18 protein-coding genes are annotated in these 17713 nt (G+C 60.5%); 12 read left to right on the top strand and 6 right to left on the bottom strand.

Annotated elements, in window-relative coordinates; translation table 11 throughout:
• The first annotated feature begins 183 nt into the window (after window positions 1-183).
• The 5 genes from ffh to trmD all read left to right on the top strand — a co-directional run bounded on the left by ffh (window position 184) and on the right by trmD (window position 3891).
• Window positions 184-1764, top strand: coding sequence for a signal recognition particle protein (gene ffh / locus HGP14_RS20375; RefSeq protein WP_168831708.1), 1581 nt, complete (start codon window positions 184-186; stop codon window positions 1762-1764).
• A 16-nt stretch (window positions 1765-1780) separates the two neighbouring features.
• Window positions 1781-2101: a chorismate mutase gene (locus HGP14_RS20380; RefSeq protein ID WP_168831709.1), complete on the top strand. Its 321-nt coding sequence runs from the start codon at window positions 1781-1783 to the stop codon at window positions 2099-2101.
• 48 nt (window positions 2102-2149) lie between these two features.
• Window positions 2150-2518: a 30S ribosomal protein S16 gene (gene rpsP, locus HGP14_RS20385; RefSeq protein WP_168831710.1), complete on the top strand. Its 369-nt coding sequence runs from the start codon at window positions 2150-2152 to the stop codon at window positions 2516-2518.
• 118 nt (window positions 2519-2636) lie between these two features.
• Window positions 2637-3206, top strand: coding sequence for a ribosome maturation factor RimM (gene rimM / locus HGP14_RS20390; protein ID WP_168831711.1), 570 nt, complete (start codon window positions 2637-2639; stop codon window positions 3204-3206).
• A gap of 4 nt (window positions 3207-3210) precedes the next feature.
• Window positions 3211-3891, top strand: coding sequence for a tRNA (guanosine(37)-N1)-methyltransferase TrmD (trmD, locus tag HGP14_RS20395; RefSeq protein ID WP_168831712.1), 681 nt, complete (start codon window positions 3211-3213; stop codon window positions 3889-3891).
• A gap of 33 nt (window positions 3892-3924) precedes the next feature.
• Here the strand turns inward: trmD and HGP14_RS20400 are convergent, their stop codons facing one another.
• Window positions 3925-5379 carry an NCS1 family nucleobase:cation symporter-1 gene (locus tag HGP14_RS20400; protein ID WP_168831713.1) on the bottom strand — a complete coding sequence of 485 codons (1455 nt, stop codon included), beginning with the start codon at window positions 5377-5379 and terminating at the stop codon, window positions 3925-3927.
• Window positions 5380-5724: 345 nt separating this feature from the next.
• Here HGP14_RS20400 and rplS point away from each other — a divergent pair, with 345 nt between their 5' ends.
• From rplS to HGP14_RS20425, 5 genes are all read left to right on the top strand, one after another.
• On the top strand, window positions 5725-6261 hold the full coding sequence (gene rplS / locus HGP14_RS20405) for a 50S ribosomal protein L19 (protein ID WP_168831714.1): 537 nt from the start codon (window positions 5725-5727) through the stop codon (window positions 6259-6261).
• Between the two features lie 148 nt (window positions 6262-6409).
• Complete coding sequence (locus HGP14_RS20410; protein WP_168831715.1) at window positions 6410-7207, top strand: transporter substrate-binding domain-containing protein; 798 nt, start codon at window positions 6410-6412, stop codon at window positions 7205-7207.
• Window positions 7208-7223: 16 nt separating this feature from the next.
• Window positions 7224-8045, top strand: a complete 822-nt coding sequence (locus HGP14_RS20415) for an amino acid ABC transporter permease (RefSeq protein ID WP_168831716.1) — start codon at window positions 7224-7226, stop codon at window positions 8043-8045.
• Window positions 8046-8285: 240 nt separating this feature from the next.
• A complete protein-coding gene (gene leuC / locus HGP14_RS20420; RefSeq protein WP_168831717.1) occupies window positions 8286-9695 on the top strand; it encodes a 3-isopropylmalate dehydratase large subunit in 1410 nt (469 codons plus the stop codon).
• A gap of 113 nt (window positions 9696-9808) precedes the next feature.
• Window positions 9809-10351 carry a SixA phosphatase family protein gene (locus HGP14_RS20425; protein WP_168831718.1) on the top strand — a complete coding sequence of 181 codons (543 nt, stop codon included), beginning with the start codon at window positions 9809-9811 and terminating at the stop codon, window positions 10349-10351.
• A 59-nt stretch (window positions 10352-10410) separates the two neighbouring features.
• Here the strand turns inward: HGP14_RS20425 and HGP14_RS20430 are convergent, their stop codons facing one another.
• Window positions 10411-11241 (bottom strand): aldo/keto reductase, encoded by an 831-nt coding sequence (locus HGP14_RS20430; RefSeq protein ID WP_168831719.1) that lies wholly within the window; start codon window positions 11239-11241, stop codon window positions 10411-10413.
• A 133-nt stretch (window positions 11242-11374) separates the two neighbouring features.
• Entirely contained in the window at window positions 11375-11923 is a 549-nt protein-coding gene (locus tag HGP14_RS20435) for a L,D-transpeptidase (protein WP_168831720.1), read from the bottom strand.
• 142 nt (window positions 11924-12065) lie between these two features.
• Here HGP14_RS20435 and HGP14_RS20440 point away from each other — a divergent pair, with 142 nt between their 5' ends.
• Both HGP14_RS20440 and HGP14_RS20445 read left to right on the top strand, forming a co-directional pair.
• Window positions 12066-12749 (top strand): response regulator transcription factor, encoded by a 684-nt coding sequence (locus HGP14_RS20440; protein ID WP_168831721.1) that lies wholly within the window; start codon window positions 12066-12068, stop codon window positions 12747-12749.
• A 12-nt stretch (window positions 12750-12761) separates the two neighbouring features.
• The gene (locus HGP14_RS20445; RefSeq protein WP_168831722.1) at window positions 12762-13217 is read left to right on the top strand and encodes a cyclic nucleotide-binding domain-containing protein; all 456 of its coding nucleotides are present in this window, start codon (window positions 12762-12764) and stop codon (window positions 13215-13217) included.
• Between the two features lie 2 nt (window positions 13218-13219).
• On the opposite strand, the gene HGP14_RS20450 is transcribed toward HGP14_RS20445, so the two are convergent.
• The 3 genes from HGP14_RS20450 to HGP14_RS20460 all read right to left on the bottom strand — a co-directional run bounded on the left by HGP14_RS20450 (window position 13220) and on the right by HGP14_RS20460 (window position 17680).
• Window positions 13220-14023, bottom strand: a complete 804-nt coding sequence (locus HGP14_RS20450; RefSeq protein ID WP_168831723.1) for an exodeoxyribonuclease III — start codon at window positions 14021-14023, stop codon at window positions 13220-13222.
• Window positions 14024-14140: 117 nt separating this feature from the next.
• Window positions 14141-14884 carry an outer membrane lipoprotein carrier protein LolA gene (locus HGP14_RS20455; RefSeq protein WP_168831724.1) on the bottom strand — a complete coding sequence of 248 codons (744 nt, stop codon included), beginning with the start codon at window positions 14882-14884 and terminating at the stop codon, window positions 14141-14143.
• A gap of 126 nt (window positions 14885-15010) precedes the next feature.
• Entirely contained in the window at window positions 15011-17680 is a 2670-nt protein-coding gene (locus tag HGP14_RS20460) for a DNA translocase FtsK (protein ID WP_168831725.1), read from the bottom strand.
• Window positions 17681-17713 lie beyond the last annotated feature (33 nt).

A 17713-nucleotide genomic window follows, 5' to 3' on the forward strand; every position in this document is an offset into this window, starting at 1 on the left:
ACGAGCACAAGCCTCGAGCCACCGACCGGGACCCGCAAAGGTATAAACAGATCCCGGAGGTCCACACCCGACAGCGCGATGCGCCCTCGGGTGCTTTTTGGCTTTGCGTCTTGTTTTCGTCAAGGAAAAGCACGACGTTTCCGGGCGTATTCCACCCGCCCGAAACGTATCAAGGAAGAGCCGATGTTTGAAAACCTCCAGGACCGTCTTGGATCCATCCTGAATGGACTGACAGGCCGTGGCGCGCTTTCGGAAGCCGATGTTTCCGCAGCGCTGCGCGAGGTTCGCCGTGCGTTGCTGGAAGCTGACGTCGCCCTCGATGTCGTGCGCTCCTTTACCGATCGTGTGCGCGAAAAGGCCGTCGGCGCCGAGATTCTGAAGTCGATCAAACCCGGTCAGATGGTCGTCAAGATCGTCCATGACGAGCTGATCGAGATGCTCGGCGGTGAAGGCGTGGGCGTCGACCTTCATGCGGTTGCCCCGGTTGTCATCATGATGGTCGGCCTGCAGGGCTCCGGTAAGACGACGACGACGGCGAAGATCGCCAACCGGCTGACGACGCGCGAGAAGAAGAAGGTGCTGATGGCATCGCTCGACACGCGCCGTCCGGCCGCGCAGGAGCAGCTTCGCCAGCTCGGCGCCCAGGCCAATATCGACACGCTGCCTGTTATCGCCGGCCAGTCGCCGACCGATATTGCCGCGCGCGCCGTGCAGGCAGCCAAGCTCGGCGGTCATGACGTCGTTATCCTCGATACCGCCGGCCGCACGCATATCGACGAACCCTTGATGGTCGAAATGGCCGACATCAAGAAGAAGTCGAACCCGCATGAAATCCTCCTGGTCGCCGACTCGCTGACCGGTCAGGATGCCGTCAATCTGGCGCGTAATTTCGACGAGCGCGTCGGCATCACCGGCCTGGTGCTCACCCGCATGGATGGCGACGGACGCGGTGGCGCCGCTCTTTCGATGCGCGCCGTCACCGGCAAGCCGATCAAGCTGATCGGCGTCGGCGAGAGGATGGGCGAGCTCGAAGAATTCCATCCCCGCCGCATCGCCGACCGTATCCTCGGCATGGGCGACATCGTTTCGCTCGTCGAGCGCGCCGCCGAAAACATCGACGCCGAAAAGGCGGCCGCCATGGCCGCCAAGATGGCCAAGGGCAAGTTCGACCTGAACGACCTCGCCGACCAGCTGCGCCAGATGCAGAAGATGGGCGGTATGGGTGGCATCATGAGCATGATGCCGGGCATGGCCGGCATGAAGGACAAGATGGCTTCGGCCGGCTTGAACGACAGCCTGTTCGGCCGGCAGCTCGCCATCATCTCGTCGATGACCAAGGCCGAGCGCGCCAATCCGGACCTGCTCAAGCATTCCCGCAAAAAGCGCATCGCCGCCGGCTCCGGCACTGACGCCTCCGACATCAACAAGCTTCTCAAGATGCATCGCCAGATGGCGGACATGATGAAGATGATGGGCGGCAAGGGCAAAGGCGGCATGATGAAGCAGCTGATGGGCGGCCTTGCCGGCAAGATGGGCCTGGGTGGCCCTGGCGGCATGGGCGGCATGCCCGATCTTTCGAATATCGACCCGAAGCAGCTCGAAGCGCTTCAGAAGCAGGCTGAGGCTGCGGGTCTTGGAAAGCCGGGCGGGGGCATGCCCGGTCTCGGTGGTATGCCGGGGGGGTTACCGGGCCTTGGCGGCGCGAAGCTGCCGGGCCTCGGCGGTGGTTTCCCGGGCCTGCCCGGATTGCCGAAGAAGAAGTGAAAGGATCGCCTGTCCCATGATTGATCCAGAAGTCAAAGCCCAGCTTTCGAGCTATCGCCAGTCGATCGACAATATCGACGCCGCGCTCGTTCACATTCTGGCCGAACGTTTCCGCTGCACCAAAGAGGTCGGCGTACTGAAGGCCAAATACAAGCTGCCGCCGGCTGATCCGGCGCGCGAAGAATACCAGATCGCCCGTCTTCGGCAGCTTGCCGAAGACGCGCATCTGGATCCGGATTTCGCCGAGAAGTTCCTGAACTTCGTCATTAAGGAAGTCATCCGGCATCATGAGCAGATCGCTGCGGATCACGCTGAACAGAGCGCTGCGGCAAAATGAACCATACCGCCCTACGAAGCGGTCAAGAAAAGCCTAAGGAGTAAATGAATGGCACTGAAAATTCGTCTCGCCCGCGGTGGCTCCAAGAAGCGCCCGTACTACCACATCGTTCTCGCCGACGCCCGTTCGCCGCGCGACGGCCGCTTCCTGGAAACCCTCGGCTCCTGGAACCCGATGCTCGCCAAGGACAACGACGCTCGCATCAAGCTCGACAACGACCGCATCAAGCATTGGCTTGAGCAGGGCGCACAGCCGACCGACCGCGTTCTGCGCTTCCTCAACGAAGCCGGCCTTGCAAAGCGCGACTCCAAGAACAACCCGGAAAAGGCAAAGCCGGGCAAGAAGGCTCAGGAGCGCGCTGCTGAAAAGGCTCAGAAGGCTGCTGACGCCGCTGAAGCTGCAGCTTCCGCAGAGTAATTTCGGGATCATATCCTGATCGGACGGGTGGCATGGCGACATGCCGCCCGTTTTCGTTTTCATTCTGGCGGACTTCGTTTATGAGAAGCCAGATTTCCGGCTTCACATGAAGGGTCCCATGACAAAGCTTGAAAACCCCGTGCTGATGGCGACGATTGGCGGTGCGCAGGGCATCCGGGGCGAAGTGCGTGCCAAGGCTTATACCGCCGATCCCACGGCGCTCGGCGATTATGGCCATCTCCACAGCATGGACGGACGGAGCTTCGAGATCCTCGAAATCCGCGAGATGAAGAATGTCGTCGTCGTTCGTTTCCGTGGCATCAATGATCGCAATGCTGCCGAGGCGCTCAACGGCCTGGAACTTTACATCGAGCGCGACAATCTACCCGACGACGAGCTGGAAGAAGACGAATTCTTCTACGCCGATCTCGAAGGGCTGGAAGCCTTGGACGACAAGGGCGTCAGCTATGGCACCATTACCGGCGTTTTCGATTTCGGTGCGGGCGACCTGCTGGAGCTGAAAGGCCCTGGCAAACGGCCCGTCCTCATCCCCTTCTCAGAGGCTTCGGTTCTCGAAATCGATCTCGAAGGCGGCACGATCCTGATCGATCCGCTGGCCGCAGGCCTCGTCGAAGACCCGGAAGACATATCAGGGCTTGCCTCCGGCAAGCCGAAGAAAAAGAAGTAGGGCCATGGCTTTCCGGGCGACCGTGCTCACACTCTACCCGGAGATGTTTCCGGGACATCTCGGCGTCTCGCTGGCCGGCAAGGCAATCGAGCGCGGGCAGTGGTCTCTGGATACAGTTCAGATCCGCGATTTTGCGACGGATAAACACCGCACGGTCGACGACACGCCGGCCGGCGGCGGCGCGGGCATGGTGCTGAAACCCGATGTGCTGGCACGTGCGATCGACAGCGTCCCGGAAGCCGGCAACCGCCCCAAGCTCCTGATGAGCCCGCGCGGCAAGCCGCTGACGCAAGAGCGCGTGCGTGAGCTTGCGGCGGGTGAAGGCGTCATCATCGTCTGCGGCCGCTTCGAAGGCGTCGACCAGCGGGTGATCGAGGCGCGTGACCTCGAAGAGGTTTCGATCGGCGACTATGTGCTTTCCGGTGGCGAGCCCGCAGCCCTGATCGTTCTCGACGCAATCGTACGTATCCTGCCTGGCGTGATGGGCAATGATCTGTCCGGTCTGCATGAGAGTTTCGAAGGCGGCCTGCTCGAGCATCCGCACTATACGCGCCCGCAGGCATGGGAGGGCCGTGAAATTCCGGCAGTCCTCACTTCGGGCAATCATGGCGCCATCGAAAAGTGGCGCCATGAACAGGCCGTCGCTCTGACGAAGCAACGACGGCCCGACATGCTGGAAGAATAGGACGCCCGGCCGAAACCGGGCGCGCATTATCGGTCAGGTAGCGGCGCCAACAGCAGAGCCGCGTGCGCTCATGCGCAGCACATAATAGACCACGCCACCGATGCCGACGCCGAAAAACCAGCCGTAGGTTCCCCACCATTCCGGCAGGATCGACGTGAAGGTCGGCAGGATCGACGAAAACAGCGCGCCGATCACGAAGGCGATGAAGGCATTCGTATGCCAGCCACCCTGGAAGCGGAATTCGCCGTCTTCTTGATAGAGCGCCGCCACGTTCAGCTCGCCCTTCCTGATCAGATAGTAGTCCACCATCATGATCCCGAAGATCGGGCCCATCGTCGAACCGATGAAATTGACGAAGTGCACCGCCCCCGTCTCCCACGGCGCGAACGGATAGAGCACCAGCGCAATCAGTGCGGCGATGTAGCCGCCCCGCTTGAAGCTGATCTGCCGCGGGAAGACGTTCGAGAAATCAAACGCCGGCGAGACGAAGTTTGCGACCACATTGATGCCGAGCGTTGCGACGGCAAAGGTGAGGGCCGCAAGCAAGGCCAGGAACCAGCTGTCGAACTTCGCCGAGATCGCTTCCGGATGCAGCAGCACCTCGCCGTAGACGATGAACGCCGCCGTGGTCGTCACGCCTGCCACAAGGCAGAAGGCCAGCAGATTGATCGGCAGACCCCAGAGATTGCCCTTGCGCAAGGTTTTGGTGTCCTTGGCGTAGCGGGAGAAGTCGCAGAAGTTCAGGTAAAGCGCTGCGAAATAGGTGATCCAGGTGGCGGCGACGGCCGCAAGCGCCGGGAAGGAACCGGGCTCGCCGGGAACCCCCGCATCCTTCGTTTTCTCCAGCAGCACGTCGCGCGGAATTTCACTGCCAAAGGAGAAGGTGCCAGCCTTCACCACGAGATAAACGGCGAGGATGAGCATCATGATCCAGACGGCCGGACCGGCCAGATCTTGGAACTTGCGCACCGTCTCCATGCCGCGCTGGATGATGAGCAGCTGCAAGGCCCACACGACGACATAGCAGATGACTTCGAGGGTCGAATGGCCGAGCATATGGCTGTTCTGGTGGAACGCCAACATGTTCTCGTTGCGGACGAGAAGCGCGACGATCGCGCCGGATGCGGCCGCCGTCTGGGCGCCGTACCAGAAGCAGGCGACCACGGCGCGCACCAGCGCCGGCACGTTTGCCCCGAAAGTGCCGAACGAGGCCCGCGCCAGTACCGGAAACGGAACGCCCGTCTTGACGCCGGCATTGCCCACCAGGCTCATCAGGAAGAAGATCACCAGCGATCCGATGCCGATAGCGATCACGAAGTTGATGAAGCTGCCGCACAGTAGAAAAAGGCTGGCGGCTAAATAATATCCCCAAAGGCTATGAACGTCCGATGTCCAGACGTTGAAGATGCTGAAAGCTCCCCACTTTCTTTCTTCTGCTGGTGCAAGATCTTCATTGTGGAGCGAGGCAGACGGATTCGTTATTGTCATGATTACCCCTCTAAGTTCCCCTGGGCAAATCGAGGCCCGTGGTGAATGTGCCGCAGGAATGGGAATTTGACAAATATTTAATCGCAGCGCGAATGCGCTTAATTATTCGGCATTGATCGATATCGCCTCGCCGCCAAGGCGCTTCGGTGCCGTTTTTTCCCGGCAAGGGGTGACAAGCCTACCGCTTTCGTGTATTGGCGCACGCGGAAATGGGGCTAGCCCTGTCGACCAGCAACAAAGAATGGCGAATCCGCTCCCGCCCGCGAAGGGCAAAATCCCGAGGCAAGTCCAAAGGATCACCTGTCGAGCGCTCTGGCTGTTTCAGAAGAACCAAAGGTTAAGACAATGAACATCATTCAGCAGCTTGAGGCCGAACAGGCCGCCAAGATCGAAGCCAAGCGCACGCTTCCCGAATTTTCGCCGGGCGACACGCTCCGCGTCAACGTCAAGGTCACGGAAGGCACCCGTACCCGTGTCCAGGCTTATGAAGGCGTCTGCATCGCCCGCTCCGGCGGCGGCCTGCAGGAAAACTTCACCGTCCGCAAGATTTCCTACGGCGAAGGCGTCGAGCGCGTATTCCCGATCTATTCCCCGATGATCGAAAGCGTAGAAGTCGTTCGCCGCGGTAAGGTCCGTCGCGCGAAGCTCTACTACCTGCGCGACCGTCGCGGCAAGTCTGCCCGTATCGTCGAAAACACCGGCACCCGCGCCCGCAAGCTCAACGACGCAGAGCGTCAGGCCGTTGCCGAGGAAAAGGCACGTATCGAAGCTGAAAAGGTTGCAGCCGCTCAGGCTCTCGCAGCCGAAAAGGCAGCAGCCGAAGCCGCGGAAGCAAAGGCAGCTGCAGAAGCGGCAGCCGCTGCGGAACCGGCAGCAGAATAAGTTCTGCTCAACGCAAAATTCTTGCATGAAAAGGCGGTCTTCGGACCGCCTTTTCTGTTTTTGCCCCGGCCACACCTTGCAATGCTCTTGCCATCGCCTTTGCAACTATGACAATTTTCGACGAAACGCATTTCACCGGAGAACTTTCATGCCGTTCCGCCGAACTGTTCTTGCAGGCATCGCCGCTCTCGTTCTTTCGCCGCTTGCAGCGTTTGCGGCGGATCTGCCGGACCTCGGAGGCAAAACGGTGGTCGTCGTTACGGAGAACGCCTATCCGCCGCTGCAATTCGTCGATCCGAAGACAGGCAAGCAGATCGGCTGGGAATATGACGCGATGAACGAGATTGCCAAACGGCTGAACTTCAAGGTCGAGTACCAGAACACCAGCTGGGACGCGATGATCCAGGCGGTGTCCGACAATCAGTACAACATCGGCATGACCGGCATCACCATCAAGGACGACCGCAAACAGAAGGTGGATTTCTCCGATCCCTACATGCGCTCGCAGCAATTCATGCTCGTGCGTGGCGATGAAAACCGCTTCACGGATGCCAAGACCTTCGGCGAATTCAAGGATGGCCTCATCGGCGCGCAGCCGGGCACCTCGCCCTTCTATACGGCCGTCTATGAAATTCTGGACGGCAACGAGCAGAACCCGCGCGTCAAGCTTTTCGAAACCTTCGGCGCCACGGTTCAAGCCCTGAAGACCGGCGACGTCGATCTCGTGCTGACGGATGGCGTTGCCGCAAAAGGCTATGTGGATGCCTCGAAGGGTGGCCTGAAAGTTATCGGCGGCCCGCTGGGCACGGAAGATTTCGGCTTCATCTTCCCGAAAGGCTCCGATCTGGTCGCCCCGGTCAACGCCGCAATCGCCGCGCTCAAGACCGATGGCACATTGGATGCCCTGAACAAGAAATGGTTCCTCGACTACAAGATGGGCGAATGACGCGGGCAAGCGTCTGATGGCGCTGCAGCCCTCTCCTGCCGGAAATCTCAAGGGCGACTATCCCTTGTGGCTGGTCGCCCTTGCCGCGCTCGGCATCATCCTGGCCGTCGTCATCGTCATCAACGATATCTATGCACAGGTCTTCCGGACGGTCGTCAACGGCGTATGGATCACCATCTTCGTGACGCTGGTGGCTTTTGCGCTCGCGACCTTGCTCGGACTTGGCATCGCCCTGCTCGGGCTTTCAGATAGCCTTCTCCTGCGACAGACGGCACGCTTCTATATCGAGATCATCCGCGGCATCCCGATGCTGGTGCTGCTCTTCTATGTCGCCTTCGTCGGCGCACCGGGCATTGTCGCCGCCTACAATTTCCTGATCACGCCGCTTGTAAAAGCCGGTTTTGCCGAACCGATCCTCGTGCGCGATCTTCCGCTGATCTGGCGCGCGATCATTGCGCTGATGATCGGCTATTCCTCCTTCATCGCCGAAATCTTCCGCGCCGGCATTCAGTCCGTCGATCCCGGCCAGATCGAAGCCGCCAAGGCGCTCGGTCTGTCGCGCTATCACCGTTTCCGGCTCGTCGTCTTTCCGCAGGCGATCCGCGTCATCTTCCCGCCGCTGTCCAACGATTTCGTGTCCATGGTCAAGGACAGCTCCCTCGTCTCGGTTCTCGGCGTGTCCGACATCACGCAGATGGGCAAGGTCTATGCTTCCGGCTCGTTCCGGTTCTTCGAGACCTATTCGATCGTCACCTACATCTATCTGATCTTGACGATCGGATTATCGCTGGCCTTGAGACAAGTGGAGATGAGGATGCGCGAGGTCCAGCGGCGATAGCACTGCACGATTCAAATTGCCGTTGCCGAGAAAAATCGCTATATCCAGCACCATGGAAAGCAAGTTCAAGTGCATTGGCGCGCATGTCTTCGTGCTGCAGGACCATTATCGCCTGCCGGCACGTTTCTTTGCGTCCGTATCCGGTGCGCTCAACAGCCGACTTCGTTGATCGAATGACGGCCGGCGGGCCTATCCGCCAAACTCCATTTTCTCCATACGCTTCAATACGGATATAACGCCATGAGCGCACCGCGTACCCTTTACGACAAGATCTGGGACGATCACTTGGTCGACCAACAGGCAGACGGCACCTGTCTTCTCTACATCGACCGTCATCTGGTCCACGAAGTTACCTCGCCGCAGGCTTTTGAAGGTCTGCGCATGTCGAACCGCCAGGTTCGCGCACCCGAAAAGACGCTTGCCGTCGTCGACCATAACGTTCCGACTTCGGCCGACCGGCATCTCGGCATCAAGAACGAGGAAAGCCGCATCCAGGTCGAGCAGCTCGCCAAGAACGCCGCCGAATTCGGTGTCGAGTACTACTCCGAGAACGACAAGCGCCAGGGCATCGTGCACATCATCGGGCCGGAACAGGGCTTCACTCTGCCGGGCATGACGATCGTCTGTGGCGACAGCCACACTTCGACCCACGGCGCCTTCGGCTCGCTCGCCCATGGCATCGGGACGTCCGAAGTCGAGCACGTTCTGGCGACGCAGACGCTGATCCAGAAGAAGGCCAAGAACATGCTGGTGCAGGTCGACGGCCAGCTGCCGCCCGGCGTTACCGCCAAGGACATCGTGCTTGCCATCATCGGCGAGATCGGCACCGCCGGCGGCACCGGCTACGTCATCGAATATGCCGGCGAAGCGATCCGCGCGCTGTCGATGGAAGGTCGCATGACGATCTGCAACATGTCGATCGAAGGCGGCGCCCGCGCCGGCCTGATTGCGCCGGACGAGATCACCTTCGAATACATCAAAGGCAAGCCGCGCGCGCCGAAGGGCGAGCATCTGGAGCAGGCGATCGCCTACTGGAAGACGCTGAAGACCGACGAAGGCGCACATTTCGACCGCGTCGTGAAGCTCAACGCCGCCGAACTGCCGCCGATCGTGTCCTGGGGCTCCTCGCCGGAAGACGTGGTCTCGGTCCAGGGCGTCGTTCCCAACCCGGATGAAATCCAGGACGAGACTAAGCGTGCCTCCAAGTGGCGTGCGCTTGATTACATGGGCCTGAAGCCGGGCACGAAGATGACCGACATCGCCGTCGACCGCGTCTTCATCGGCTCCTGCACCAACGGCCGCATTGAAGACCTGCGCGCTGCCGCCAAGGTCGTCGAGGGCAAGACGGTGGCTTCCACCGTCAACGCCATGATCGTACCGGGTTCCGGCCTCGTGAAGGAGCAGGCGGAAGCCGAAGGCCTCGACAAGATCTTCAAGGCCGCCGGCTTCGACTGGCGCGAACCGGGCTGCTCCATGTGCCTTGCCATGAACGACGACCGCCTGAAACCGGGTGAGCGCTGCGCCTCGACCTCCAACCGCAACTTCGAAGGCCGCCAGGGCTTCAAGGGCCGTACGCATCTCGTCTCGCCGGCAATGGCGGCAGCCGCTGCGATCGCAGGTCACTTCATCGATATCCGCGACTGGAACTAACGACATTTGCCTCCCTCCCACTCCGAGGGAGGCAAATCATCTCCGCAAGACAAGGCGTGCATTCAGTGAGACAATAGTCTTCTCGAATGCTTCGTTGCCCTTGGGTGAGCAACATGAATGCGTCACACAAGCCTTTGCCAAAGCACCGGCGCCTTTTTCTTCTGCGGCACGGAAAGTCCGCCTGGCCGGGCGATGTTGCAGATCATGACCGCCCGCTTGCTGATCGCGGGCGCAAAGCCGCGCCGCTGATCGGTAGCTATATGGCGCGCGAGAAACTCCTCCCCGACCTCGTTCTCGTATCCACAGCGCGTCGCGCGCAGGAGACGTGGAAGTTGCTGGCCAAGGAGTTGCCGCGTTCGGCCGTCAAACGCGATGTGCCGGATTTGTATGAAGCCCCGGCGGCGCGGATTGCTGGCATTCTCCGCGGGATTGAGCCAACGGTGCAGACGGTCATGCTTGTTGGACATAACCCCGGCTTTCAGGATTTCGCGAACGGCCTCATCGGCAGCGGCGACTCAGAGGATTGGGCACGCCTGAAGGAAAAGTTCGTGACGGCCGGGATGGCGATCATCGATTTCAAGGCGGATCGCTGGGAGGACATCACGCCGGAAAGCGGGCATCTCGAGCGCTTCGTCAGGCCACGGGCGCTCGCCTGAGTAAGCGGCATCGGTGAGGCGCGGGAGAACGGTTCCGACGCCGCCCTCCCATCGACAGCTCAGAACGTTGCCGTATAGGGATCCGGTCCCATCCGAGCGCTCCTGTCGTCGAGCTTGGCGATCGCGGCCATATCCTCTGCATCGAGTTTGAAATCGAAGACCTTGAAGTTTTCCTCGATGCGCGACGGCGTCACCGACTTGGGGATCACGACCAGGCCGCTATCGATGTGCCAGCGAATGATGACCTGCGCCGGCGTCTTGCCGTGCTTCCGGGCGATCTGGCCGATGGCCGGGTTCGCGATGAACTTACCCTGGCCGAGCGGGCTCCAGGACTCGGTGATGATGTTCAGCTTCTTGTGCGCATCCTGCGCGGCTTTCTGCTGGAAATCCGGGTGCAGTTCGATCTGGTTGATGACCGGAACCACGCCGGTGTCACCGATGATATGATCCAGATGGTCGGGATAGAAATTGGAAACACCGATCGAACGGGCGCGGCCTTCCTCCCTGATCTTGACGAAAGCCTTCCAGGTTTCGCGACACAGGCCGCGGTGCGGCGACGGCCAGTGGATCAGGTAGAGATCGACGTAATCCGTGCCGAGCTTCTTCAAGCTGCCTTCGAAGGCCCGCATCGTGTTGTCGTAGCCCTGATCGGTGTTGCGAAGCTTCGTCGTAATGAAAACATCCTTGCGGTCGAGGCCCGATGCGCGCACGCCTTCGCCGACGCCCTCTTCGTTGTCATAGCCCGAGGCCGTATCGATATGGCGGTAACCGACTTCGAGGGCCTTGCGGACCGTCGGCGCTGCAATCTCTTGCGGCGTTTGCCATACGCCGAGGCCGACCTGGGGAATGGAATGTCCGTCGTGGAAGGTGACGATCGGTTGATTGGCCACAATATATCTCCGTAAGTTTAAAACATGGGGCGGGCATGATCTGAGTCCAAAAGCGGACTCCCGGAACGCGTTTCAGCCCAACGCCGGTCAAACGGATATAGGACACGGCGGGCAGATTATCACCCCTGGCGGCTCAGAGAACACGCACGATTGTTCCCCTGCGCATATGCGGCAAAAGCCGGCGCATGTCGCGCGGGCTGACGGCCACGCAACCGGCGGTGGGCTGGTAGCCCGGCTTTATCAGGTGAAAAAAGATGGCCGATCCGCGATTGCGCGCACGGGAGGTGATGTTCCAGTCCATGACGAGACAGATGTCGTAGAGCCCGTCCTTGCGCTTCATCTCTTCGTGGCTCGGACGGAACGGCGCCCTGACGAGGCGGTTGTAGTTCGGGTCGTTCGGCTGGTCGCACCAGAGCATGTCCTCGCGGATGCGGCGGATCGGAAGCGCGGTTTCCAGGCGGCGCGGATGCTCGCCGCGGCGGAAGCCGCAAAGCAGCTTCATCGATGCGACCGGGGTTGCGCCATCGCCCTCCCGCTTTAAGAGTGCCCTGCCGGAGCGGCCAATGGCCGCTGAGACGACGACAGGACCACATTGAACCAGTGCGCGACTCTTCTTGCCGGGTGCCGGGCGGACGATAATGGTGGATGGCACCGTTCTTCGGGTTCGCCTTTTTTTCTCCATCTTTCTCACATGTTGTTGTTTTGCTTGTGAGTTCAATTGAAATCACATCGGGCGAGACCCGGCAACAGCGCGTCTCTGGTCTTTGCCAATGATCGAATATGGCGTAGGACTTGATTGGACGGAATCTGAGGAACAGAACCGCATGACCGCACGCACCATTCTACTGGTGGATGATGATAACGACCTCCGCGAAACATTGACGGAGCAGCTTTCGCTCTATGACGAGTTCACGGTGCTGCAGGAGCCGACAGCAGGCAAGGGCTTACAAGTCGCCCGCAATACGCCTGTCGACCTGCTGATCATGGATGTCGGGCTGCCGGATATGGACGGACGAGAAGCAGTGAAGCTGCTGCGCAAGGGCGGCTTCAAGGCTCCAATCATCATGCTGACCGGGCACGACACGGATTCGGATACTATTCTTGGCCTGGAGGCGGGTGCCAACGACTACGTCACCAAGCCGTTCCGTTTCGCCGTGCTTCTGGCGCGCATCCGCGTTCAGCTTCGGCAACACGAACAGAGCGAGGATGCAACCTTCACCGTCGGACCTTATCTCTTCAAACCGAGCCAGAAGCTTCTGACCACTCAGAACGGCCAGAAGATCCGCCTCACGGAGAAGGAAGCGGCGATTATCCGTTATCTTTATCGTGCCGAGCAGAGAGTGGTCACACGTGACGTTCTTCTCGAAGAGGTATGGGGATACAATTCCGGCGTGACGACCCATACCCTTGAAACGCACGTCTACCGACTGCGCCAGAAGATCGAGCGCGACCCATCGAATGCTGAAATCCTGGTGACGGAAAATGGCGGATACAAGATCATACCGTAAGGCAAAAGCCGCATGGCGCTGACAGACGATATTGACCTGCTGGCACAGCAGCCGCTCTTCGGAGGCATGTCTTCTGACCAACTGCGGTTGATCGCCTTCGGCTCCGACCGGCGTTTGATCTCCACCGGGCAGATGCTGTTCCGCGAGGGGTCGCCTGCGGAGAGCGCCTACGTCGTCGTCAGCGGCGCGCTGGAGCTCAGCACAACAGGCGCGGATGGTCAGCCGAAGGTCCAGCATATCGCAGGCCCAGGCACATTGTTGTCCGAGCTCGCACTGGTAACGCTCGTGGAGCGCAAATTCACAGCAGTCGCGCGGGAAGATTCCAGCGTGATCCGCATCACCCGAGCGCTGTTCCACAGACTGATCGAAGAATATCCGGACGCAGCCCGCGTGATAGAAAACCGTATCCGCGACAACATCGCGCGATTGGCGGCGCGAGCGACCGCGCAGCTTCACCGCTTTTCGTAATCTCAGAGATTGAAGAACGCCGTCACCGGCACATGATCGGATGGCCGGTCCCAGCCGCGCGCTTCCTTCAGGACTTCGATGCGCTGAAGCAGCGGCCCGAGGTCGGAGGATGACCACACATGGTCGAGGCGGCGGCCGCGATCGGCAGCCTGCCAATCCTTGGCGCGATAGCTCCACCAGGTGTAGAGCTTTTCGCTCGGCGGTACGTGCTGGCGCATCAGATCGAGCCACGCCCCGCGCTTCATGACCTCCAGCAGACCTTCGGTTTCGACGGGCGTATGGCTGACGATCTTCAACAGCTGCTTGTGTGACCAGACGTCATGCTCAAGCGGCGCGATGTTCAGGTCGCCGACGAGGATCGCCGAAGTATTCGCTTCGCCGTTGGCCTTCAACAGCTTCATTTCCTCGACGAAGTCGAGCTTGTGGGCAAACTTCGGATTGACGGCCGGATCCGGCTCGTCGCCGCCGGCCGGAACATAGAAGTTATGCAGCCGGACACGGCGTCCTCCACGCTCGAAGACGGCCGAGATATGACGCGCATGGCCGACGTTGCCATAGTCCAGGCGATGGTCTTCCAGAAGCGGAATGCGCGAGGCAATGGCAACGCCGTGGTATCCTTTCTGGCCGTGTATGATGATGTGGTCATAGCCCATGGCGCGCAGGGGAGCTGCCGGGAAGAGCTCGTTCGGAACCTTGGTCTCCTGAAGGCATAGGATGTCCGGTCTGTGCCGGAGAACGAACTGCTCGACGATCGGCATGCGCAGCCGCAGGGAATTGATGTTCCAGGTAGTGATCGAGAAGCTCATGCCATTGCCTTTCCAACAGGACTAGAAAGCCCTTAGAGGAAAGGGGGTGCCGATGGAACGTCCACAAGCAAAACGCCCGGCTTTCACCGGGCATTTTTCACAGAATGTCGTTCGGCATCAATCGCGGGAAGCCGCAGTGCCCTGGATGCTTTCGTAAGGCACCCTGAAGACCTTGTCGTCAAACTGGGCGCCGGTCTTCACATTGAAGACCATCACAGAGGTGTTCTTGCCCTGATTGTCGGTAATCGTCCACTGACGCAAATCGTAGGTCTTTGGGTCGAACATCATGGTAATCGTCGAACTACCAAAGATCGTCCTGTTGCCGAGCGCAATCGTCGTCAGGTCTGATTCTTCCTTCACGCTCTTCACCGAGCCGTCCGACAGGTCGATCCTGCGTGCAAGCAGCAAGCTGAGCGGCGTCTTGGAAAGCGGATAAAGGCTCCAGGTCTTCAGCTTCAAATTGCCGACCGCAACATTCCTGCCGTCGGAAATGACGCGGATCGGCGACGGATTGTCATAATTGAACCGCAGCTTGCCTGGACGCTGGATGTAGAATTTTCCGCCCGTCTGTTCGCCACGCGGGCCGAATTGCACGAATTCGCCCTGCATGGTGGCGACTCCGGAAAAATGATCCGCGATCGCCTGCGCCGCTGCGGAACCGCCGGCGGTGGAACCGCGAGCGGCAGTCTGTGTCGCCGCTGAACCGTCTGGCGCAGCCGGTGCCACGGCAGAACCGTCCGGCGCAGCCTGTGCGAAGGCATTGGCGGGAGCCGCAATCGAAACGGCAGCCAGCCCCATCGCACCGAGAAGGTGCCGGCGTGTCAGCGAGAAGCCGTTGAAATAGAGTTCGGAGTTGGTCATCTAGGTCTCCTTTGATGCCCTGCATGCTGCCGAAACGCGGCGTCTTCATGGCGCAGAAGCATCGCTGCAGAAAGTAACGTTTTCGGGGCTATCAGGTTTCCGTGAAGCCATTGCCCCGTTCCGGCGCTAGCGATCGAGTATATCACCTTCCGTCGGAACGAGAATTTCTCGTTTGCCGGCGTGATTTGCAGGACCGATGATGCCTTCCTGCTCCATTCGCTCGATCAATGAAGCGGCACGATTGTAACCAATGCCGAGGCGGCGCTGGATGTAGGAGGTCGAAGCCTTGCCGTCCCTGAGCACGATTGCCACCGCCTGATCATAGGGATCCTCGGAGTCCGACAGGTTGGCCGTACCCGCCGGACCGCCGCCGTAATCGCCGTCCTCATCGTCATCGGCGGTGATCGCGTCGAGATATTGCGGCGCTCCCTGGGTCTTGAGATAGGAAACGATCTCTTCGACTTCCATATCGGCAACGAAGGGACCATGGACGCGCTGAATGCGCCCGCCGCCCGCCATATAGAGCATATCGCCCATGCCGAGCAGCTGTTCGGCGCCCTGCTCCCCAAGGATGGTGCGGCTGTCGATCTTCGACGTGACCTGGAAGGAAATGCGCGTCGGGAAGTTCGCCTTGATGGTGCCGGTGATGACGTCCACGGACGGGCGTTGCGTTGCCATGATGACGTGAATGCCAGCCGCACGCGCCATTTGCGCGAGACGCTGGACGGCACCTTCGATATCCTTGCCCGCGACCATCATCAGGTCCGCCATTTCGTCGATGATGACGACGATGTAGGGCATTGGCTGCAGGTCGAATTCCTCGGTCTCGTACATTGCTTCGCCGGTGTGGCGGTCAAAGCCTGTCTGCACGGTTCGCGAGATCGCCTCGCCCTTGGCAAGCGCCTGCTCGACACGCGCATTGAAGCCGTCGATATTGCGCACGCCGATCTTCGACATCTTCTTGTAGCGCTCTTCCATCTCGCGGACGGTCCACTTGAGCGCAACGACGGCCTTCTTCGGATCGGTGACAACAGGCGAGAGCAGATGCGGGATACCGTCATAGACGGAGAGTTCCAGCATTTTCGGATCGATCATGATAAGGCGGCACTGCTCGGGCGTCATGCGGTAGAGCAGTGAAAGGATCATCGTGTTGATGGCGACGGATTTGCCGGAGCCGGTGGTGCCGGCCACCAGCAGGTGCGGCATCTTCGCGAGATCGGCAATGACGGCCTCGCCGCCGATCGTCTTGCCGAGCGCCATCGCAAGCTTCGCCTTGGACCCTTCGAAATCACGCGAGGCGATCAGTTCGCGCAGGAAGACGGTCTCGCGCGTCGAGTTCGGCAACTCGATACCGATCGCGTTACGGCCCGGGACGACGGCGACGCGGGCGGCGATCGCGCTCATGGAGCGGGCGATGTCGTCGGCAAGGCCGATGACACGGGAGGACTTGATACCGGGGGCCGGCTCAAGTTCGTAGAGCGTCACGACCGGGCCGGGACGGACATGGATGATCTCACCCTTGACGCCGAAGTCTTCAAGAACGCCTTCGAGCATGCGCGCATTCTGCTCCAGCGCATCAGCGGAAAGCGACGAGTCACGAACGACGTTCTTTGGCTCGGCGAGCAGATGCACGGAGGGGATCTGAAAGCCCTCCGGCCGAATGAAGGAACCCTGCGATTCGCGTTCGATGCGGGTCCCCGGTTTCGGACGCGATATCTGCGGCACAACGCGCGGCTCGGGCTTTCCGCCTGAAGCCCTTGGTGCACGGATCATCCAGTCGTCGCCATCCTCATCCGGCAGGATACCGGCCGGGCGCGGAGGCATGTCGCTGTCAAACGGCACATCGTCATCATCGTCGTCATCATTGAGCGAGATCGACGGCGCGGAAACAACGCGGCGCTGTGAGGCACCTTGCTCCATGGAGGGATCGAGACGAAGACCACGGCTTGCCGGTGCCTTGGCCCGGATAGGCTCGTTGAGCGTTCCGAATTCATCATCGTTGAAGTCGTAGGGCGATTCAAAATCACTCTGGCGACGCTTGCGCGGCCCCATGCCGAAGATGCGGCGCATGCGCGCCTGGCTCATGTACCAGGCATGCGTCAGCGCCCCGAACGCCAGCCAGCCGCCCTCTTCTTCGTCATCACCGTCATCGGCATCGCCAACCGAGCGTGCCTTGGAACGTGTATCGACGAGATCGTCAGCGTCATCCTCGTCGGCTTCCGTGCGGCCGATAATGCCGGCGGCGAAGAGCATCATCCAGGCGGTCGGCAGCGCAAACACGCAGCCGACGGCCGTTGCAAATGTGCCGCTGGGATAGGCGCCGACGAAGAGCGCCGGGAACCGAAGGATCATATCGCCGACAACACCGCCGATGCCGTTCGGAAGCGGCCAGGTGAGCGGCGGCGGAAAGCATCCGACGACGGCAGAGGAAAGGATCGAACCGAGGGCCCAGGCACCTGCCCGCGCTGGAATGCGGCTGATGTGACGGCCGGAAATCAGCGCCAGGGCCCAGGCAACAACGGGTAGCAGCGCGACCACGCTTGAAAGCCCTAAGAACTGCATCGCGATGTCGGCAAAGGCGGCACCGCCATAACCCAGAATATTGGTAGGCGGATTGCCGGTCGCGTAGGAATAGCTCGGATCTGTGACATTCCAGGTCGCAAGCGCTGCGACCACGAGAGCCAAGAGCAGAAAGATCGCAAAACCCGCGAGGGCTTGCGCCTGCCTGAACAGGAACCCGGAAAGAGAGAACCGGTCCGGCCGGTTATCGATCGCCGGCGACGTGCTTCTTGCCATGTACCCAACCCGTCCAATGCTGAGCGCGCGAAT

This window comes from Rhizobium sp. P32RR-XVIII (assembly GCF_012641395.1).
GTDB lineage: Bacteria > Pseudomonadota > Alphaproteobacteria > Rhizobiales > Rhizobiaceae > Rhizobium.